General features: G+C 64.9%; 17 protein-coding genes and 1 riboswitch. Of the genes, 10 read left to right on the top strand and 7 right to left on the bottom strand.

The window, feature by feature from the left end; all coding sequences use genetic code 11:
• The first annotated feature begins 115 nt into the window (after positions 1 to 115).
• Positions 116 to 1,318 carry an MFS transporter gene (locus F6X62_RS12855; RefSeq protein ID WP_153773740.1) on the top strand — a complete coding sequence of 401 codons (1,203 nt, stop codon included), beginning with the start codon at positions 116 to 118 and terminating at the stop codon, positions 1,316 to 1,318.
• Positions 1,319 to 1,322: 4 nt separating this feature from the next.
• Here F6X62_RS12855 and F6X62_RS12860 read toward each other — a convergent pair whose 3' ends face one another.
• A complete protein-coding gene (locus F6X62_RS12860; RefSeq protein WP_153773741.1) occupies positions 1,323 to 1,946 on the bottom strand; it encodes a LysE family translocator in 624 nt (207 codons plus the stop codon).
• Positions 1,947 to 2,064: 118 nt separating this feature from the next.
• Positions 2,065 to 8,412: a non-ribosomal peptide synthetase gene (locus F6X62_RS12865; RefSeq protein ID WP_153773742.1), complete on the bottom strand. Its 6,348-nt coding sequence runs from the start codon at positions 8,410 to 8,412 to the stop codon at positions 2,065 to 2,067.
• A gap of 416 nt (positions 8,413 to 8,828) precedes the next feature.
• On the opposite strand from F6X62_RS12865, the gene F6X62_RS12870 reads away from it, so the two are divergent.
• Together F6X62_RS12870 and F6X62_RS12875 are read left to right on the top strand one after the other, a co-directional pair.
• On the top strand, positions 8,829 to 9,593 hold the full coding sequence (locus tag F6X62_RS12870; protein ID WP_153773743.1) for a helix-turn-helix transcriptional regulator: 765 nt from the start codon (positions 8,829 to 8,831) through the stop codon (positions 9,591 to 9,593).
• Positions 9,594 to 9,609: 16 nt separating this feature from the next.
• The gene (locus F6X62_RS12875; protein WP_153773744.1) at positions 9,610 to 11,004 is read left to right on the top strand and encodes an efflux transporter outer membrane subunit; all 1,395 of its coding nucleotides are present in this window, start codon (positions 9,610 to 9,612) and stop codon (positions 11,002 to 11,004) included.
• 51 nt (positions 11,005 to 11,055) lie between these two features.
• Here F6X62_RS12875 and F6X62_RS12880 read toward each other — a convergent pair whose 3' ends face one another.
• From F6X62_RS12880 to F6X62_RS12895, 4 genes are all read right to left on the bottom strand, one after another.
• Positions 11,056 to 12,036 (bottom strand): LLM class flavin-dependent oxidoreductase, encoded by a 981-nt coding sequence (locus tag F6X62_RS12880; protein WP_153773745.1) that lies wholly within the window; start codon positions 12,034 to 12,036, stop codon positions 11,056 to 11,058.
• A 104-nt stretch (positions 12,037 to 12,140) separates the two neighbouring features.
• Positions 12,141 to 13,052: a LysR family transcriptional regulator gene (locus tag F6X62_RS12885; protein ID WP_125929999.1), complete on the bottom strand. Its 912-nt coding sequence runs from the start codon at positions 13,050 to 13,052 to the stop codon at positions 12,141 to 12,143.
• A gap of 28 nt (positions 13,053 to 13,080) precedes the next feature.
• A complete protein-coding gene (locus F6X62_RS12890) occupies positions 13,081 to 13,848 on the bottom strand; it encodes a TraX family protein (protein ID WP_256674033.1) in 768 nt (255 codons plus the stop codon).
• Positions 13,797 to 14,882, bottom strand: coding sequence for a metal-dependent hydrolase (locus tag F6X62_RS12895; protein ID WP_153773746.1), 1,086 nt, complete (start codon positions 14,880 to 14,882; stop codon positions 13,797 to 13,799). The genes F6X62_RS12890 and F6X62_RS12895 overlap by 52 nt, the downstream gene beginning before the upstream one ends.
• A gap of 191 nt (positions 14,883 to 15,073) precedes the next feature.
• Here F6X62_RS12895 and F6X62_RS12900 point away from each other — a divergent pair, with 191 nt between their 5' ends.
• Entirely contained in the window at positions 15,074 to 15,958 is an 885-nt protein-coding gene (locus F6X62_RS12900) for an alpha/beta hydrolase (RefSeq protein ID WP_054890732.1), read from the top strand.
• Between the two features lie 15 nt (positions 15,959 to 15,973).
• On the opposite strand, the gene F6X62_RS12905 is transcribed toward F6X62_RS12900, so the two are convergent.
• Positions 15,974 to 16,705, bottom strand: coding sequence for a hypothetical protein (locus F6X62_RS12905; RefSeq protein ID WP_054890733.1), 732 nt, complete (start codon positions 16,703 to 16,705; stop codon positions 15,974 to 15,976).
• A gap of 169 nt (positions 16,706 to 16,874) precedes the next feature.
• Positions 16,875 to 17,098: riboswitch (cobalamin riboswitch) on the top strand.
• A 98-nt stretch (positions 17,099 to 17,196) separates the two neighbouring features.
• Between F6X62_RS12905 and F6X62_RS12910 the strand changes: the two genes are divergently transcribed.
• From F6X62_RS12910 to F6X62_RS12935, 6 genes are all read left to right on the top strand, one after another.
• A complete protein-coding gene (locus F6X62_RS12910; protein ID WP_063545029.1) occupies positions 17,197 to 17,382 on the top strand; it encodes a CbtB-domain containing protein in 186 nt (61 codons plus the stop codon).
• 10 nt (positions 17,383 to 17,392) lie between these two features.
• Positions 17,393 to 18,082 carry a CbtA family protein gene (locus tag F6X62_RS12915; protein ID WP_054890887.1) on the top strand — a complete coding sequence of 230 codons (690 nt, stop codon included), beginning with the start codon at positions 17,393 to 17,395 and terminating at the stop codon, positions 18,080 to 18,082.
• Entirely contained in the window at positions 18,082 to 18,477 is a 396-nt protein-coding gene (locus F6X62_RS12920) for a cobalamin biosynthesis protein (protein ID WP_153773747.1), read from the top strand. Before F6X62_RS12915 ends, F6X62_RS12920 begins: the two co-directional genes overlap by 1 nt.
• 31 nt (positions 18,478 to 18,508) lie before the next feature.
• Positions 18,509 to 19,261: a precorrin-4 C(11)-methyltransferase gene (gene cobM, locus F6X62_RS12925; protein WP_153773748.1), complete on the top strand. Its 753-nt coding sequence runs from the start codon at positions 18,509 to 18,511 to the stop codon at positions 19,259 to 19,261.
• A gap of 63 nt (positions 19,262 to 19,324) precedes the next feature.
• Positions 19,325 to 19,576, top strand: coding sequence for a DUF1272 domain-containing protein (locus F6X62_RS12930; protein ID WP_153773749.1), 252 nt, complete (start codon positions 19,325 to 19,327; stop codon positions 19,574 to 19,576).
• A 221-nt stretch (positions 19,577 to 19,797) separates the two neighbouring features.
• Positions 19,798 to 20,412, top strand: coding sequence for a response regulator transcription factor (locus F6X62_RS12935; RefSeq protein WP_054890738.1), 615 nt, complete (start codon positions 19,798 to 19,800; stop codon positions 20,410 to 20,412).
• Positions 20,413 to 20,415 lie beyond the last annotated feature (3 nt).

Consider the following 20,415-nt stretch of genomic DNA (forward strand, 5'->3'; position numbering starts at 1 on the left):
GGAACGGTTTGAACATTCAGCCAGCACACGACTCAATACGGGATTGACGCCCTTTTCGGACATCCGTACGATTTATTCGTACATCCGTACGAAATTATTCCAGCGAGTCTGTACCATGCCCGCCACTCACCGCCTGGCCCGCTACGCCTTGTATCTGCTATTTCTGCTTCCTGGCCTGACCCTCGCCAGTTGGGTCACCCGCACCCCAGCCCTGCGCGACGGCCTGTCGGCCTCCACCGAACAGATGGGGATGATCCTGTTTGGATTTTCAGCCGGAGCGATGTGCGGGATTCTCAGCGCCGGACGCCTCATCACCCGCTTCGGTGCGCACCGAATGATGCGCATCGGCCTGCTCGGCCTGTCCGCCGGCATGCTGGTGCTCGCCGGCAGCAGCGAGTTGGCCAGTGCCTGGTGCGCCTTTGCCGGGCTGTTCATCTACGGCATCGGCATGGGCTGGGCGGACATCGCAGTGAACATCGAAGGTGCCGCCGTGGAGCGGGAAATCGATGCGCCGATCATGACCACCCTGCACGGATTCTTCAGCCTCGGTACCCTGGTGGGCGCGCTGGCCGGCATGGGCATGACTGCGCTGCAGGTCCCCCTGGACCTGCACCTGGTCGTCGCGGCACTGCTTTCGGCCGGCGTGACCCTGGCCCTCGCCCCCCACGCTCCTCGGGCCAGTGAACGAGCAACGAGCCAACCGACAACGCAGGCAGCAGAGTTTGCCTGGGGCGCCCTGCTCAGCGACCGGCGCCTGTTGCTGATCGGCTTCGTGGTGCTGGCGATGGCGCTTGCCGAGGGTGCGGCCAATGACTGGCTGCCGCTGCTGATGATCGACGGCCACGGATTCGCAGAAACCACCGGCACGCTGATCTACCTGGTGTTCACCATGGGGATGACCCTGGGTCGATTCGCTGGAGCGCCGGTGGTGCGCCGCTTTGGCCGGGCGCTCACCTTGCGTGCCAGCGCACTGCTGGGTGCAGGCAGCCTGGCGCTGGTGGTGTTCTGCGAGGTGCCGTGGATCGCCGCAGCCGCCGTGATGCTCTGGGGCATTGGCGCATCGCTGGGTTTCCCCCTGGCGATCTCGGCAGCCGGGGAAAGCGGTGCACACAGCGATCAGCGGGTAAGGCTGGCGGCAACGGCGGGGTACCTGGCGTTTCTGGTCGGCCCGCCCTTGCTGGGTTTCATCGGCGAGCATCATGGCTTGCGCCTGGCGATGCTGCCGGTCCTGACATTGGTGGCCCTGGCGTTCGTCGTGGCGTCGGCGCTACGCGAGCAAGCCCCGTTGCCTGCCGATACCTGCGAAAAGGCCAGCTGAGGGGTTATCGCCGTGCAGCCAGCAAGCCAAGCCCTGCACACCCCAGCAACGAGGCGCTGATCCGATTGAACAGCCGCCTTGGTCGCGGCTGGTTGAACCAGCGCTGCAGGTAGGCACCCAGCGCCGCATAGATCGCGATCGCCGCCCATTCCAGCAACAGGAACCACAACCCCAGCCAAAGGAACTGCTCGCCCACGGGAGTGGGACTGCCGATCGACACGAACTGCGGCAGGAAGGCTGTGAATATGAGAATCGCCTTCGGGTTGCCCGCCGCCACCCAGAACTCCTGCCGTGCAAGGCGCCAGGTACCTCGCGACTGCCCGCCGGCATGGGGCGCCTCTGCCACGGGCGCCCGCCACAGCTGCCAGGCGATATAGAACAGGTAGGCCGCGCCCACGAGCTTGATGCTCAAGAACAGGTATTCGCTGGTATGCAGCACCACCGCCAGCCCCATCGCCGCCAAGGCGATCATGCCGCTGAAGGCGAGGATACGCCCGCTTCCTGCCAGGCAGGCAGTGCGCAAGCCGTGGCGGCTGGCGTTGTGCAAAGACAACAGGTTGTTGGGCCCCGGCGCCATGTTCAGGGCGAAGCAGGCGGGGATGAACAGCAACAGGCTCGACAGGTCCATCGTTTTTCTCCATGCGGACCCCGGTAGCCTTGCGCCCTGGCGCCATGCGGTCAAGCACAGTGGCGTGATCATTCGCCGGCACAGTGAGTCCGGGGCTGCGACGCAGCCCCTGCCCGCCTCAGATCCTGCGTCGTGCCTTCAGCCCCGGGATGGTAGTGGCTGCGATCTCGACCTGCGGCTTTTCCCACCCGGTACTGGCCGCCAGGCCTGCCAGCGTCGGCTGGCGGAACAAGGTGCGTGCGTCGGCTTGCAACCCCGCCTGGCGCATGCGCGCCACCAGATTCACAGCCAGCAGTGAATGCCCGCCCAGTTCGAAGAAGTTGTCGTCGCGCCCAACCTGCTCGACTTTCAGCACTTCGCTCCAGATCTGCGCCAGGGTCTGCTCCAGCGCGTTGCGTGGCGCCGCGTAGGCGCGGCTGATCACCGACTCCGCACCGGGCTCGGGCAGTGCCTTGCGGTCGATCTTGCCGTTGGGGCTCAGCGGCATCTCGGCCAGGGCGACGAAGGCCGAGGGCACCATGTACTCCGGCAGTCGCGCCAACAGATGGCTACGCAACGTATCCAGCGCCGGAGCGGGTTGCCCCTCTCGGCAGGTGAAATAGGCGACCAGGCGCTCGTCGCGCACCAGGACCACGCTCTGGCCCAGCGCAGGATGCCCACCCAGCAGTGCCTCGATTTCACCGAGCTCGACGCGCAGACCGCGCAGCTTGACCTGGAAGTCGTTGCGCCCGAGGAACTCCAGCTCGCCATCCTCGCGGTAGCGCACCAGGTCCCCGGTGCGATACAGCCGATCGCCCTCGACGAACGGGCTGTCGATGAAGCGCTCGGCCTGCAGCACCGGCAACCCAAGGTAGCCGCGTGCCACGCCGACGCCGCCGATGTGCAACTCTCCTGCCACGCCCATCGGCACCGGCCGGTCATGGGCATCGAGCACGTAGAGCCGGGTATTGGCGATCGCCCGGCCGATCGGCGGTGGCGTGTGCGGCAGCGGCTGATCGGGTTCGAGCGTCCAGGCCGTGCTGTCGACCGTAGCCTCGGTCGGCCCATAGACATTGTGCAAGCGCACCTGCGGCAGGCGCCGGCGCACGCTGGCAGCCAGCGCCAGGGTCAACTCACCCCCGCCACAGAAGATGTCGATCAGGCTCGTACAGCGTTCGACGCCCGGCTGCTCGAGAAACTGGTGCAACAACGCTGGGACGAACTTGATCGTGGTCACCTGGTGAGTCTGGACCAGTTGCACCAGATAAGCCGGATCGCGATGGCCGTCTGGGCGGGCCAGCACCAGGCGCAAGCCTGCACACAACGGCCAGAACAACTCCCAGACCGAACCGTCGAAGCTGAACGGCGCACGCTGCAACAGCGCATCACCCGGACGCGGCGGGCAGATGCTCGAGCCCCAATGCATGAGGTTGCCCAGCCCGCGGTGCTCGATCATCACGCCCTTGGGCATGCCGGTCGAGCCGGAGGTATACATCACGTAGGCAAGGTTCGAAGGCGTCAACGCCGGCACCTCAGGGGCCTCGGCAGGCTGCGCTTGCCAGCCGCCCTGGTCGAGATCCACCAGCGGCACCGCCAACGGATCGAACAGGCCACGTGTCGCCCCATGGACCAACACTGCCAGCGGTGTACTGTCCTCGACCATGTAGCGCAGGCGTTCATCCGGGTAACCAGGATCCAACGGCACGTAGGCACCGCCGGCCTTGAGCACGCCCAGCAGCCCGACCAGCAGCGACAGGCCGCGCTCGATGCAGACGCCGACACGTGTGTCAGGCTGTACGCCAAGGGCCACCAGGTGATGGGCCAGACGGTTGGCCTGCTCGTCGAGTTCGCGGTAGCTCAGCGCCGCCTCGTCGGTCTGCAGCGCCACCGCATCCGGCGTGCGCAGCACCTGGGCCTGGAACAGCGCCGGCAGGGTCTGGTGCATCAACTCGTGGGGCTCCTCGGTGGCATTGAGTTCGTGCAGCAGCCGTTGCAGCTCGTTCTCAGGCACACTGCACAACTGTTCGATCGGTGCCGAACCGCGCTGCTCCAGCGCCTCGACCAGCCCCTCGAGGGTACGCTCGAGGTAGGCCAGCACACGCGCTGCACCCAACGCTCGCGGCGCGCGAACGTTCAGGTGCAAGGCCTCGTCCTGATCATCCACCGACAGCACCAGCGCATGGCTGTGTACTTCGCTGGCTTCCAGCAAGCGGGCACCTGGTAATGTCGATTGCCCTGCCACCAGCCCATGGCGGAAATTGATAAGGCTGTTGAACAGCGGCACACCCGCTGGCAGCCCGCTGCAACGCTGGGCCAGCAGCAAGGGGGCATCTTCGTGGCCCAACAGCGCGGCAAGGCCGGCATGGGTGTCGGCCAGCGCCTGTGCCACGCTACGCCCAGCCAGGCTCACCCGCAGGGGCAAGCTGTTAATGAACATGCCCAACGCCCGATCGGCACCCTCACCCGCCATCATCCGCCCCAGCAACACGCTGCCGAACACCACGTCGTCACGGCCGCCCAATGCCCCCAGCACCTGCGCCCAAGCGAGGTGGAACAAGCTGGCCAGGCCCACATCCTGCTGCCGGGCCAGGCGGCGCAAGGCCTCGGTCAACACGAGCGGAACCTCATGCGCAAGGCTCTCCAGCGCGCCCACCTGCACCTGATCCTCGACCATGCCCGGCAACGTCGGCGGTGCCTCGACACCTGCCAGCAATGCCCGCAGGAACGCCTCGTGCCCTTGCTGCCGCGCCTCCGCGCCGCTGAGCGCGACATAGTTGCGATAAGGCACAGGCGCCGGCAGCGTATGACCCTCATCGCTCATCAGGGCCCGCAGCTCACCGAGCAACACCTGCACCGACACGGCATCGTTGACCAGATGGTGGAAACGCAACAGCCCCAACCAACGACCGTGCTCACGGTCTTCGGCACCCGCCAGCGCCATCATCGGCGCACGACGCAGGTCCAGCGGGCGTTGCGCCGCAGAGTAATGCGCAGCCAACGCCTGCGCCGTATCGTCCGGCCCGGCCCGCAATACCTCCACGGGCAATTGCGCCTGACGCCAGACCACCTGCTGCGGTTGTTCGAGCCCTTCCCAGGCCAGGCTGGTGCGCAGGATGTCGTGACGCTCGACGACCTGTTGCAACGCGTGGGTGAATGCCTCGAATGCCGTCTGGTCGGTAAAGGCGAACAGCGCCTGTTGCTGATAAGGATCATGGCTGTCGCGCAGGTGGTGATAAAGGAGCCCCTGCTGCAAAGGCGCCAAAGGGTAGATTTCCTGCACATTGCCCGCACCACCCGGTATCCCCGCGACGATCGCGTCGATCTCGCCCTGGGTCAGCGACACCAGGCTGAGCAGCTCCGGCGTGATGTGGCTGCAATCAGCAGGCACACGGTTGTCTTCCACCTGAGCGAGGGAACGCTGGCTGGCCGCGGCCAGACTCGCGAGGGTCGGCTGGCCGAACAGCACCTGCACGTCAGCCTGCAGGCCTTGCTGGCGCATGCGCTCGACCAGTTGCACTGCCAGCAACGAATGGCCGCCCAACTCGAAGAAGTGATCGTGACGACCAATGCGCTGTACTCCCAGCAACTCGCTCCAGAGTGCCGCCAGGCGAACCTCCACGTCGCCGCGGGGTGCTTCATGGGCGCGGCGTACCGACGCGGTTTCATCCAGCGCCGGCAAGGCGCGGCGGTCGAGCTTGCCATTGGCGGTCAGCGGCCAGTGGTCGACGCGCTGGTAGCCGACCGGCAGCAGGGCCGCAGGCAGAAGGCCGCGCAGGTGCTCATGCAGGTCGCCGGGGGTGACCGCATCTCCGATGAACCAGGTCTGCAGTTGGCCATCGCGCAGCAGTACCACTGCTTCACGCACCTGTCCGTGGCTGGCCAGCGCAGCCTCGATTTCGCCGAGTTCGACACGCACACCGCGGATCTTCACCTGATCGTCGTTGCGCCCCAGGTATTCAAGGGTGCCGTCGGCAAGCCAGCGCACCCGGTCGCCGGTGCGGTACATCCGTGCGCCGGCTTCGTCACTGAACGGGTCGTCCAGGAAACGCTCGGCAGTCATCTGCGGGCGATTCAGGTAGCCGCGAGCGACCCCCAGGCCTGCTACGTAGAGCTCACCCGGTACGCCGACCGGCAATGGCTTGAGCTGCGCATCGAGCACATACAACCGTGTATTGGCCACAGGCGTGCCGATATGCAGCGCGCCACCCGCCATCACCCGCCCGGAGCTGGCGACCACCGTGGCTTCGGTAGGGCCGTAGTTGTTGATGACCGCATAGGCCCGCTCACGCGACAGGCTGCGCAGCCGGTCGCCCCCCACCAGCAGGGTGCGCAGGGTCGGATGATCATGCTGGGTGAAAGCATGTTCGGCCACCGGGGTTGGCAGGAAACTGACCTGCAGTGGCTGGGCCCGCCACCAGCGCAGCAGCTTGTCGATATCCTCGCCACCTTCGCTGGTAGGCGCCAGGTGCAGCGTCGCACCCGCGCACAAGGCTGGCCAGACCTCCCAAGCCATGGCATCGAAACCAAAACCAGCGAGGCTCGACGTGTGTCCGCCGATGCCCAGGTCAAAAGCCTCGCAATGCCAGTCGACCAGGTTGGCCAGCATGCGGTGTTCGACCATCACCCCCTTGGGTTGGCCGGTGGAGCCTGAGGTGTAGATCACATAGACCAGGCTCTCGGCCACAAGCCCCGCCACGCGAGGATTGTCCAAGGTGGCCGCGGCTGCCGGGCAGGCGTCGAGCTCGATCAACGGCAGTGCATGGCGTGGCAGACGCGCCAGCAGATCCTGCTGTGTCAGCAGTGCCACTGGTGCGCTGTCTTCGAGCAGGTATGCGATGCGCTCACGCGGATGTGCTGGGTCGATCGGTACGTAGGCCGCACCCGCCTTGAGCACCGCCAGCAGGCCCACGAGGGTATCCAGGCCACGGCGGGCAACCACCGCAACGCGCTGCTCGGGCCTCACACCTCGCTCGATCAGACGCAGGGCCAGTGCATTCGCGCGCTGATTCAGCTCGCCGTAACTCAGGCTGCGCTCTTCGTGCACGGCGGCAATGGCCTCGGGCATCAGCGCCGCGTGTGCCTCGATTCGGCGATGCACGAGCGGCTCGCCAACTGCACGCCCCGTCGCGTTCCATACCTGCATCTGCCGATGCTCGGCAGGTGTCGGCAGATCGAAATCGGCAACCGCCAACGCGGGTGTCGCCAAGCCTTGATCCAGCACGTGCAGCAGCCGCTGTGCCAACGCCTCGGCCTCGTCGCTCGCCAGCCAGGCGCGGTGATGCACCAGGTGCAACCAGGCCTTGTCGTTATGGCGGTTGCTGCGCAGGTGGATGGCCAAGGGCGTGGATTCGTGGCTGTTGGAGACCTTCACCGTGTGGGCGCTGGCCGCGCCGTAACGGTAGTCGTGATCGTCCTGCTCGTAGGAGACCGACACCTCGAACAGTTGCCCGCGCTCTTCGCGCAACAGGCCCAGTGCTCGGTTCAGCTCGCTCACGGCCAGCCGCTGATGGCGAAAATCGCGGCGCAGGGTGTCGCGTATCGCGACCACCAGTTCGGCGAAACCCAGTGCCGGAGAGAACGCCAAGGGCACCGCGCTGACCTGCACGAAGGTACCCAGCGTAGCCTTGAAACGTGCGCCGCCACGATTGAGCAGCGGCAGGCCCACCACCCAACCCTCGCGTTGTGCGCTGCGAGAGAACAGCACATGCAGTGCAGCCAGCAGTACATGGAACGCCGAGGCCCGGTGAGCTTCGGCCAGGCGCTTCATGCGCTCGTGCAACGCATCGGGGAACGCCTGAACCCAGGTGCGCGACGGTGCTTCATCGGAGGCTCGACGGTAATGGTGACGCGCTGCCAGCAGCGGTTCCGGCACGTTGGCGAAGCGCTTGAGCCAGTATGCGCAATCACGGGCCTGGCGAATCGAGCCCTGGTACTGGCGGTCTTCGTCGATGAAGTCGGCATAACCGGCCTGGGCCCGTGGCGCCTCGCCGCCTTCGAGCAGCGCGGTGTAATGCTCGCCCAGTGCCTTGAGCATCTGGCCGAAGCCCCAGCCGTCGAGAATCAGGTGATGGGCCTGGGTTGCCAGCCAGTGGTGCTCCGGCCCCAGGCGAATCAGGGCAAAACGCAGCAGTGCCGTGCCGTCGAAGCGATAACCCTGGCCCATTTGCGCCTGAATCAATGCCGTGGCCGCCGCTGCCGGGTCAGCTTCAGCCGACAGGTCCAGCAGGGGCAACGCCAGGGTGGCATGCTCGGCGAAGCGCTGCACAGGGAGGCCGTCGGACCCGGCACCTGGCAACAGCTCGGTGCGCAACACCGGGTTGGCCGCTACCAGTTGCTGCAACGCTTGGCGCAGGGTGTCCGGCCGCAGGTCGCCCGTGAGTTCGACATAGCCGCCGATGGTATAGAGCGGAGAATCGCCGTTGCTCAACTGGTCGAGCCAGATGTCCCGTTGAGCGCTGGTCAGGGGGTAGGTATCGGCGGCAGGCATGGGCTGGGAGGGTCCTTCTCCGTTGATCGTCCGCGGATTCAAGCATCGCTTCCCTACCCTGTATGGCCCCGGAAACCCGGACAGTCGCCCGCGCATCCTCGGTCGCTGATTTTCCTGTAGGAAATCAGCTACATATCAACCCCTTCGATAGCCTACCCGCAGGGCCAACCGTGGCAAACGTGATGGCAACAGCAGCTTTATGACGTCAATTTGCCGACTACTGCCGAAACATCTGCATTTAGTCTGTCCGAATCATCCCCCCACTTTGTCCGATTTGATGCCATTTTCTGTCCCCGGTTTCCACTACAGACGCAGGCGTCAGGCCCAGGCTTGAATAGCGCCACCCTCGACCGGCCAGGGCGTAAGACCATTCGCCACCCCGCCTGCGCAGTACCCGATTCAAGGATGAACAGGACATGAAGCTGACCCGCAGCCTCGAACATCACCACGACGCGCGCCTCTACCTGCAACTGGGAGAGCTGATCGCCAGCACCGGCGAGGATCATTTTGCCGAGCGCATGCTCCAGTTGGTCGACAGCCTGGTGCCAGTGCACCGGCTCGACCTGAGCGAGTGGACCCTGGATGCCCGACAGACCGGCGTCAGTCGGGTCAAGGTGCTGGGCGGCGCGGGGCTTGCCCAGGAGTTTCCTCCACCTGATCAGCCCAACCACCCGCTGCTGCAGAACATCCTGCAGATGAACGATCCCTTGCTCATTCAGGTAAAGGCGCCTCACGTCACCGGCAACCCGCAATCCAGTGCTCACCAGTGCAACCTGGTGTCGTGCAATGGCGACCGCCGTTGGGTCATCTGCTTCCATCGCCTGCCCAGCCAGATGGCCTTTTCCCTCGGCGAACTGTCGCTGCTCAAACGCCTCTCCGACACCTTGCTGCCTCTGCTTGAACACCATGCGCAGCACCAGGTGCACGTGCAGGGTGAAGGTTCGGCGACGCCCGACACCTTGCGCCACGGCTTCGACGAGCGCCTGGCCCAGGAAGCCGTGCAACTGTCGAGCCGTGAGCAGGAAGTCTGCCTGGGGCTGCTCACCGGTGGCACCGTACCGGAAATGGCCCAACGCCTGAACGTGAAGAACAGTTCGGTGGAAACCTACCTAAAACGCGCCACCGCCAAGCTTGGCGTCAGTGGGCGCCACGGCCTGGCCAGATGGATGGCCGGTGCCTGACTCCAGAGAACCCGCGATGCCCAGATACCCTGCTGCCGTGTTGGCGGTGTTGCTGACCGGCTGCACCCTGGCCCCCGACTATCAACGCCCCGCCCTGCCTGTCGCACCTCGATTCCCGGGAGAAGCCAGCCAGGATGCCATGGCTCCCAGCCGCCAGCACGACGACTGGCACCAGGTGTTCCAGGATCCGTTGCTGCGCCAACTGATCGACAACGCACTGCTCAACAACCGCGATCTGCGCGTAGCAGCGCTCAACGTCGAAGCCTATCGTGCGCAGTTTCGTATCCAGCGCTCGGAGTTGCTGCCCAAGGTCTCCGCCGACGCCAAGGGCCAGCGCCAGTACCTGCCGCGGCGCATGACCGGGACCGGCGACGGAGCCATCACCCAGACCTACGCCGCCACGCTCGGGGTGAGCGCCTATGAGCTTGACCTGTTCGGCCGCCTGCGCAGCCTGAGTGACAAGGCCTTGCTGACCTATCTCGCCAGCGAACAGGCCCGGCGCAGTGTGCAATTGGGGTTGGTGGCCAGCGTGGCGAGCAGCTACATGACCTGGCGAGCCGACCTGGAGCTGCTCGAACTGTCACGCCAGACCCTGATCGCCGACCAGGAAAGCCTGCGCCTGACCCAGGGTCAGCGTCGCGCCGGCACTGCGTCGGCATTGCAGCAGATCCAGGCGCAGACCAGCGTCGACACCGCTCGTGCCGCAGTAGCCCGCTACCAGCGACAGGTTGCCCAGGATATCAACCAGCTGACCCTGCTGGTCGGCGCGCCCCTCGATGAGCGTACGCCCAATCTGCCGCTGGCCTCGCAGCAGATCGTCGGCTTGCCGCCCGGCCTGCCCTCGGCACTGCTGCAACGTCGCCCGGACATCCTGGAAGCCGAATACCAGCTGCGTGCGGCCAATGCCGACATCGGTGCCGCACGGGCAGCGTTCTTTCCCAGCATCAGCCTGACCGCCAACGCAGGCTCCAGCAGTCGCGAATTGTCCGGGCTGTTCGACGGCGGCAGCGGTACCTGGTTGTTCCAGCCGCAGATCAATCTGCCGCTGTTCACCGCCGGCAGCCTGCGGGCCAGCCTGGACTATGCGCGCCTGCAAAAGGAAATCGAGGTGGCCCGCTACGAGAAATCGATTCAGGGTGCGTTCCAGGAGGTGTCTGACGGCCTCGCGGCGCGCGCCACTTATCAGCGGCAACTGGTGGCCCAACGCGACCTGGTGGCCTCCACTCAGCGCTACTACGACCTGGCCCGCAACCGCTACCGCATTGGCGTGGACAGCAGCCTGACCTTTCTCGACGCCCAGCGCTCGCTGTTCAGTGCCCAGCAGGGCTTGATCAACGACCGGCTGGCGCAATTGCTGGCAGAGGTGAACCTCTATGCCGCGTTAGGGGGAGGCTGGACAGACGCGCACTGAAGGCAGGCCGTGGCCCGCGGCCGCGCCTTGGCGCCTGCCGCCCAGGTCGAGTCAGGCCAGGTCGGCAAGGGCCTGGGCCGCATATGCGTGGGAGCGCAAGCGCGCCAAGGGGTCATGGATCCGGCAATCGATCATCAACTCATCGGCGCCAGTCTGTTCGATCAGTGTGCGCAACCCATCCCTCACCCGCTGCGGCGCACCGGCCACGGTACAGGCCATCACCTGTTCCAGCACCGCCCGTTCATGGCCCGGCAAGCCCTCGACATAACCTTCCTGCGGCAGGGGCAGCAGGCCGTGACGTCCGACATGCAGATCGAGCATCCATTTGCGGTGCGAGCTGGCGAGATAATCGGCTTCGGCATCGCTGGCTGCTGCGAACAGATTCATGCCCACCATGACGTAGGGCTTGGCCAGTTGCGCCGAGGGTTGGAAGTTCGCGCGGTAATGGGCGATGGCCTGCAGCAGGTAGCGCGGGGCGAAATGGGAGGCAAAGGCGTAGGGCAAGCCGAGCCGTGCCGCAAGGTCGGCGCCGAACAGGCTGGAACCCAATATCCACACCGGCACCTCGTGCTTGCCCGGCACCCCGCGCACCGATCGCTGGCCGTTGTCGGCCAGGTAGTCGCGCAACTCGGCGATGTCCTGGGCAAAGTCACGCTCGGGCGCGACGCCGCGCAAAGCACGGACGGTCGGGCCGGAGCTGCCGGGGGCACGCCCCAACCCCAGGTCGATACGCCCCGGGTGCAGGGCATCGAGCGTGCCGAACTGCTCGGCGACCACCAGCGGAGCATGATTGGGCAGCATGATGCCACCGGCACCCACGCGAATATGCCGCGTGGCATTGGCGATCTCGTTGATTACCAGCGCTGTGGCGGCAGAGCCGATGCCGGGCATGTCATGGTGTTCGGCGATCCAGTATCGAGCGTAGCCGTGCTGCTCGACATGGCGTGCCAGTTGACGGGATTCCTCGATCGCATCGGCCAGGGTCTTGCCCTCGCCAATCATGACCAGGTCCAGGACAGACAACGCAGTCATGGCGTCTCCATAAGTCGTGACGGATATGACTGCACAGTGTCCAGGGCCACGCCTGGGCGATAAACCGCAAAACGGGCCCTACACACGGTCCCTGCATTCCCCAATCAGCGTTCCCAGGGCACTCCATGCTCCCAGCGGGCGACCAGCAGGTCGATGAAACCTCGCACCCGTGGCGACAAATGGCGCTTGCTGGGGTAGACGATACGAATCGGGTCCGCTGGCGGCCGGTAATCCGCAAGTACCTCGACCAGCGTTCCAGCGCGCAAGTCGTCGCCGGTGATGTAGGTGGGCAGGTGAATCAGCCCGAACCCGGCGCGGGCGCCATCGAGCATGGCCTCGGAGCTGTCGATGTTCAAGCGCCCGGGCTCTTCGCACAGGTGCAGCCCTTCATCGGTGTGGAAGCGCCAGGGGCTGGCCTTCTCGCCCGCCAGAAAAGCGATCTTGTCGTGCCCATACAGGTCTGCCGGTACCTGGGGCACCCCATGACGCTGCAAGTACTCGGGTGCAGCGCAGGTGACGAACTGCTGCCACGCCACGGTGCGTGTCAGCAGTTGCGAGTCCTCCTTGGGCGCACCGATGCGTACCGCAACGTCCACCCCCTCCTCCACCAGATCGACGAAACGGTCGGTGAAGCGGATATCGGCGCGCAGTTCCGGCCATTGCTTGAGGTAGACATCCAGGATCGGCAGCACATGACGCTGGCCGAACGACAGCGGCGCAGTCAGGCGCAGAGTGCCGGTCGGTCGTCCACGGCGCTGGGCCATCGTGGTCTCGACTTCGTCCAGGTCTTCGAGGATCTGCCGCCAACGCTCGAACGCGACCTGGCCTTCATCGGTCAGGCTCAGTTTGCGCGTGGTACGGTTGAGCAGGCGCACGGCCATGCGCGATTCGAGGCGCGCGATGCTCTTGCCCACCGCCGAGCGGGTCAGGCCCAGGCTCGCGGCGGCTGCGGTGAAGCTGCCGACCTTCACGGCACTGACGAAGGCGGCGATGTCGCCGAAGCGGTTGGGTTCCATGAAGCTGTTCCTGGATATCCGAGGCTGCCTAGGATGGGGGCAGATCGAGGTATTGCAAGGCCTTGATCGCCATCAGGTGCAAGGGATAGAACCCGTAGGCCCAGCGTCCCACAGGCACGATTGAGGCGCCCTGGTACGCCAGCATGCGCAAACCCAATGGCAGCGCCATTGCCGCGGTGGCCAGCACCAGCAGGGAAAAGGGCTGCCAGGGATGCGCCCATAACCAACTGTTGGTCAGGTTTGCGCCCATTGCCAGCAGACAGGGCACCAGCCAGCCGGGCCGACCTCGCGACCACAGCATCAGGCAGGCCGCCGGCAGCAATACCCCCGGCAGGCCATACATCAGTCGATCACTGAAAACCAGCGCCAGCCCGGCACTACCGATCCCGACGATGCGCGCAGCAGGCTGCGGATGCCTCACCCCCCAGGCGACCAGCAGGCCAAGGGTCAGGGTGGGCATGACATTGAGCGTGTGCGAGCCATTGTCCAACCAACGGTACGGGCCCTCGGCAAGTACCGAGAAGGCCAGCATCCAGCTCAGGTAGCGCGCGTTGGCTGCCGTGTACAGCGCGCCTGGCTGGGCGCGTGAGACATGACAGGCGATCACCAGGCAGAACAGTGGAAACGCCAGGCGCCCGACCACGAACAACCCGTCGGCACTGGGCCACAGGTAGCGCAAATGATCGGCGACCATGCTCAGGATCGCCGTCCACTTGACCAGGTCGAGCCCGGCCGAGCGGCCGTTCAGGGCGCCACCCCGGATTGCGGCGGGGGATTCAGGTAGCGTGTGGTCCAAGCCGCCAGGGGCAGCGGAGGTTGCTGTTGGAGGATCCGACGCCAGATCAGCCCCAGGTCATGGCCGTTGAACATCGCGGCACCGTCACTCCAGTTGGCTGGGGTATCGACCACCCACTGGCCTTGGCTGTCGCGATGCGCCATGCGGAAACGGAAGGTGTAGTTACCGGGAATGCCCATGCGCAGGTCGGTCACCACCAGCACATCGCCGACCACGTCATAACGCAGCCAATCATCGGTGAACCAGCGCAGCCGCTCGTGCAGCGCGACGCCCTCGAGCACCTTGGCGGCGTCCAGGTTCAGCGACAGGCGCTGCATCTCGGGTGGTTCGCGGTCGAAAACGCTGCTCACGCCCTCGTAGTAATGACCATCCGCCGTCTTGGCCAGCACCCGCCAGACCAGGCTGTTGAAGGCCATGGGCACTGCCCGCACATGATCGACAACAACGCCCTGGCGGCCCAGGGCCTCATGGAAACGCTGCTCGACCGCCATGCGCCCGGCCAGCCCGAACCCCAGATACGCCGTACTGAACAGCAGAGCCGCTGCCATCAGGGGTATCGCCCGGCCACTCAGCCCCCGCCACGCGGCGTAGATCACAGCGACCAGCAGCGGCACGGTGTAGATCGGGTCGATGATGAACACTGCCGCCCAGCTTTCGGGAGTGAACGGCAGCGGCCAGAACAATTGCGTGCCATAGACCGTGAAGGCGTCCAACAGGGGATGGGTGACCAGCACCAGCCAGAACGCCACGAACAGTCGGGGCCAACGGTAGCCTCTGTCGGGCCGGCGCCTCTGCCCTACCCAGGCCACCAGCCACGCCAGCAGCAGCGCCAGGCCGGTAAGGACGAAGATCGAATGGGAAAAACCGCGGTGATAGGTCATCTGCGAAACAGGGTCCGCATACCGGATCACCACATCGAGATCGGGCAAGGTGGCCAGCGCGGCACCGTACAACAGCGAACGGCGGCCCTGGATGCGGCCGAGCACGGTACCTTGCAGGGCGGCGCCAAGTAGGGCTTGGGTAATCGAGTCCAAGGTAAGTCTTCCATCGACAGGGTCAGGGAAACCTACCCCTCGGCGCCCGCTGCGGCAAGCGTGCAGATCCCCTCGAGGGCGCTGGGGAAACAGCTTGCAAACATGTGTCAGCACCGCTCGGGAAAAATTGCCTGCAGCGAGGCCATGGCTTCTGTTAAAAACGACGATTTCCAGCACGCCTGATGACACCCATGACCGACACCCTGCTCACTCACTTCAAACGCCGCTGGCTCACCTGGCTGGCCATGGCCTTGCTGGTGGTGGGCCTGCCCGCGGGTTGCGCGGTCTTGCAGCACAAGGAGCGCGAACTGGTGTTTCGTATCGAGCCGGGCCAGGCCAGTTGGTTCAGGGGCCTGCCGGCCGGCGTACAGGAGCTGGACCTGCGCCCGCGCAGCTTCACCGACGGCCAGAGCCTGCACGCCTGGTGGTGGCCGGCCAAACGCGCCGATGCGCCAGCGATACTCTACCTGCACGGCGTACGTTGGAACCTCACCGGTCAGTTGTTCCGCATCGAGCAGCTGCACGCCATGGGCTATTCGGTGCTGGCCGTGGACTACCGCGGGTTTGGCCAGAGCCAAGGCGACCTGCCGTCCGAGGCCACGGTATACGAGGACGCCCGAATTGCCTGGGAGCGCTTCGCCCAGTTGCAGCCGGTGCCAAGCAAGCGCCTGATCTTCGGCCATTCGCTGGGCGGTGCGGTCGCTGTCGAGCTTGCGTCGGAGCTCGCACGCCAGGCACGCCAGCAAGGCCAGCCCGTACCTGCGCGCGGCCTGATTCTCGAATCCACCTTCACCTCCCTTGGCGACGTGGCAGCATCGGTGGCCGATACCGCACTGCCGGTACGCTGGCTGCTGTCGCAGAAGTTCGACTCGCTGGGCAAGATCGCCGATATCGATTTACCTCTGCTGCTGGTGCACGGCCTGGACGACCGCTATGTGCCGCCACGCTTCAGCCAGGCGCTGTTCGAGGCCGCGCAGCAGCCCAAGACCTTGCTGCTGGTGCCGGGGGCAAGCCACAACAACAGCATGAGCCTGGCAGGCCAGCGCTATCGCCGCGCCATCGAAGCCTTGCTCTGAGGCCCGCGGCGATGATCACTGTACGGGCAGGAAATTCATCAGCAGCAGGCTCTGCGCATAGTTGAGGCCGATCCGTCGGTAGCGCTCATCGAGCATCTGCGCCAGCAGGTCGAGACGTGCGACGATCTTGCCGAACTCGACGGCAAAACTCAGGTTGCTGCCCTCTTCCGAGATCTCGTTGGAAAACAGCAGCAACACACCATTGGCATCCTGGCGCTGACCGAGCATCCAGGTGGCCTTTTCGATGTTGCGCGCGGCGTTATTGACGAACAGTGGGTCGATGGCGTCGGTCATGTAGAACTCGGTGCGCCCACCGTGGGCGGTAATCAACATGCTGCCGATCGCATAGATGAACGCACCGACCCGATCACCGCGAAACTCCGGGCTCAAGGCATAGCTCAGCGCCGCCAGGTCACGGCGCTCGCCCAGTTGCGGCAACGACTGGCGCTGCTCGATGGCCTGGCGGATCTGGCGCTCAGCGGTGGCGGCATCCAGGTATCCGGACTGCTTCCACTGACTGGGGTTGCGCAGGTAGAGCTTGTTCATCAGCAGATACAGGCTCTGCAGGTTGTCGCGCATGGACAAGGTCGCCATGCGGTCGACACTGGTCTGGAACAGCTCGCCAGGATGCCCATTACCCAACTGGGTGAATACGTCATGCCCCTGCTGCCCGGTGCACCCGCACAGGGCGATCAAGACACCCACCAATGACAGGCGGGCATGGCGGCGAAAGGCAGGAACAGGCATTTGCACCGGGGTCCAGGGTTAGCGGCCGGGCCGTGAATCGGCGCAGCCTGGCCATGCATAGAGCCCCTGAATGTAAAAAAGTGCGACGTTCAAGGCTGACTGAGGATTTTCAGCCCGCCCATTTGCTCAATTCGTAACAAGAATTGACGACCAAAGCGTGGCCGTGATCTCCTAATACATTACGTAGGGTGCCCCTTTGCAGGGGTGAAACGGGAAACCGGTGCGTCACAGGCCCTTCATGGGTCTGGCAAGTCCGGTGCTGCCCCCGCAACGGTAAGCGAGCGAGCGTCTGATCCACTGTGCCTGCAGTGCGGCATGGGAAGGTGACGCTCTCCCCAGGAGCCAGGCTCCTGCTCGTCAGCCCGGAGACCGGCCCGACGTCTTGTGATCACACCCCGCGGTGGGCGGGCGCTGTTGCATGTCCCTGGGCGGTTCTCGCCTGGGGTTGCCGCGCTTCCTGTCGCCCATGAAAAAAAGCAGAGGAATGCGTCATGTCCGTCACCAGCGCCAAACACAGCATCGCCACCCCCGTCAGCCTCAGCCAGCGTCTCGTCGTTGCGGTCGGCGCCAGCCTGCTGGGCTTGTGCCTGGTGTACTTCGCCGGGTTCTCGCACCTGGAGGCTGTGCACAACGCTGCCCACGATACCCGTCACAGCGCCGCCTTCCCTTGCCACTGAGTGTCCGATGATGATCAAGCGTATCGCTCGCACTGCAGGCTTCAGTGGCCTGCTCGCCGCACTTTTGCTGACGCTATTGCAGAGTTTCTGGGTCGCTCCGTTGATCCTTCAAGCCGAAACCTATGAAAACTCGGCCCCCACCGAGCAGCACGAGCACGCCGGTGAAAGTGCCGCTGGCCATGAGCACGGTGCAGAAGCCTGGTCACCGGAAGACGGCTGGCAGCGCGTGCTGTCGACCACCGGCGGTAACCTGGTGGTGGCAGTCGGTTTCGCGCTGATCCTCGCCGCACTCTACAGCCTGCGCGAACCCGGTCGAGTCAGTACTGGCGCCTTGTGGGGCCTGGGCGGCTTCGCCGTGTTCTGCCTGGCACCGACCCTGGGCCTGCCACCCGAACTGCCTGGCACCGCCGCGGCCGATCTGGGTCAACGCCAGACCTGGTGGATCGGCACCGCCGCCGCCACTGCTGTGGGCCTGGCGTTGCTGGTCTTCGCGCGCCACTGGCTGCTCAAAGTGCTTGGCGCTGCGCTGCTGGTGGTACCGCACCTGATCGGCGCCCCTCAGCCACTGGTGCATGAAAGCCTGGCGCCCGAAGCGCTGGAAGCACAGTTCAAGGTTGCCTCCTGGCTGACCAACGCAGCCTTCTGGGTCGCACTGGGTCTGCTGAGCGCCTGGCTGTACCGCCGCTCCGCGCAGGCCTGATGGCCGCGCTCTATGTCGGTTTCGGCTGCCGCCGGGGTTGCCCGGCGGCGGTTCTGGAAACCCTGCTGCACCTTGCCCTGGCCAGCAACGGCCTGACGCTGCCCGCGTTGCGAGGTATCGCCAGCATCGATCTCAAGGCTCAGGAGCCCGGCCTGCGGCAACTGGCCGAGCAGCTCGGCCTGCCCCTGACGGTGTACAGCGCCCGGCAACTGCAGCCCTTCCTGCCGTTGCTCAGCCACCGCTCCGAAATGGCCTTCAACACCACCGGCTGTTGGGGAGTGGCAGAAAGCGCGGCGCTGGCACTGGCGGCGAGCGAGGGTCAGCGCTCGCCGATCCTGACAATCACCAGGCAGGTGCTCGGTGACGCTACCCTGGCGCTGGCCAGCAACGGATAATCGCACTTCATTTCACCTTCAAGGACTTGCCATGACGGTCTATTTCATCGGTGCCGGCCCCGGCGATCCGGAGCTGATCACGGTCAAGGGCCAACGCCTGATCCGTCAATGCCCGGTGATCATCTACGCCGGCTCACTGGTACCGCCCGCGGTACTCGAAGGTCATACCGCCAGTACCCTGATCAACAGCGCCGAACTGCACCTGGAGCAGATCATCGGCGCAATCCGAGAAGCCCATGACAAGGGTATGGATGTGGCCCGTGTACACAGCGGGGACCCGAGCCTGTATGGCGCCATCGGCGAACAGATCCGCCACCTGCGCGAACTGGGCATCGACTACCAGATCATTCCTGGCGTTACCGCCACAGCCGCCAGCGCCGCCCTGCTCGGCTGCGAACTGACGCTGCCGGACATCTCGCAGACCGTCATCCTGACCCGCTACGGCGATCGCTCGCCGATGCCGGTAGGTGAGCAACTGGCGGACCTGGCGCGCCACCGCAGTACCTTGGCCATTCACTTGGGGGTACGCCATCTGCCGCGCATCGTCGAGGAGCTGCTGCCGCACTATGGGGCGGATTGCCCGGTGGCAGTGATCCACCGCGCCACTTGGCCGGACCAGGACTGGGTCAGGGGCCGTCTCGCCGATATCGTCGAGGGTGTTGCCAACAAAGGCTTCCGGCGCACGGCACTGATTCTCGTCGGCCATGTTCTAGGCGACGCACCGTTTGCCGACTCGGCCTTGTACCGCGCCGGCCACGCCCATCTGTATCGCCCCGGCGACTGAGGATTGCCAGCCAGCGTCCAGCGACCGACACTGGCGCATCTCTGTCCGCACCGGAGTTGCGCCATGCTCGAGCTACGCCCCAATTGCGAATGTTGCGATACCGATTTGCCCCCCGACACCCTGGACGCGCTGATCTGCTCGTTCGAGTGCACCTTCTGCCGCCGCTGCGCTGAACAGCATCTACAGGGACAATGTCCGAATTGCGCGGGGCAATTGCAGCAACGCCCGACACGGGTCGGTGCTGCGCTGCTCAAAAATCCCGCGTCGACGCATCGCGTGAATAAACCGCATCCCGCCTGTGCGCGCCCGACCTGAGCGCCCTTACCCCACACCCGCCCGCGAGGGTCTCATCGCCCCTCGCCCCTAGTTTCTTTTGTAAGACTTTTCACCAGCAAATGGCGGCTTTTTCCACACGCCTATACTCGCCATTATCAAAGCGTTCTGATGGACGTATCGTGCCCGCAGCCAGATTGGCCCTACAGACGTATTCCTGGATAACGTCAGGAACGAACATTATTTCGTACAGGAGTTTTCCAATGACCACCGTACTGATGGTCGATGATCACCCTACCGTCCGCCTCGCCGTGCGTATCCTGCTCGAGCGGGAACGCTTTGAGGTTGTCGGTGAATCGGGCAATGGCATCGAGGCCGTGCAGATGGCACGCCAGCTTGCACCGAAGGTGGTGATTCTCGATATTGGGTTACCGGGCCTGGATGGCATGGAAGTGATCAAGCGTTTGCAATTGCTCGATCCTGCACCAAAAATCATGGTACTCACCGGGCAGTCCTCTGATCTCTACGTCCGTCGCTGCCTGGATGCAGGAATCTCGGCCTTCGTCAACAAGGACGAAGACCTCGATGCCCTGTTGTTCGCGCTCAAGGCCCTGGTCAAAGGCTATTCGACCTTTCCGCAGATGTCGGTGAACAGCAGCACCCTGGAATCGGAAACGGTGAGGCTCAACAGCCTGTCGAATCGGGAAATGGAAGTCCTGCGCAGGCTCGCGCGGGGAGAGAACAACAAGTACATAGGGACGGCCATGAACCTCAGCGCCAAGACCATCAGCACCTACCGCGGTCGAATCGGAGAAAAACTCAAGACCGAGTCGCTGGTCGAAATGGTCGACCTGGCCAAACGCAACCAAGTGAACTGAGCC

The organism is Pseudomonas sp. MNR3A, from assembly GCF_009650575.1.
Lineage (GTDB): Bacteria > Pseudomonadota > Gammaproteobacteria > Pseudomonadales > Pseudomonadaceae > Aquipseudomonas > Aquipseudomonas machongensis.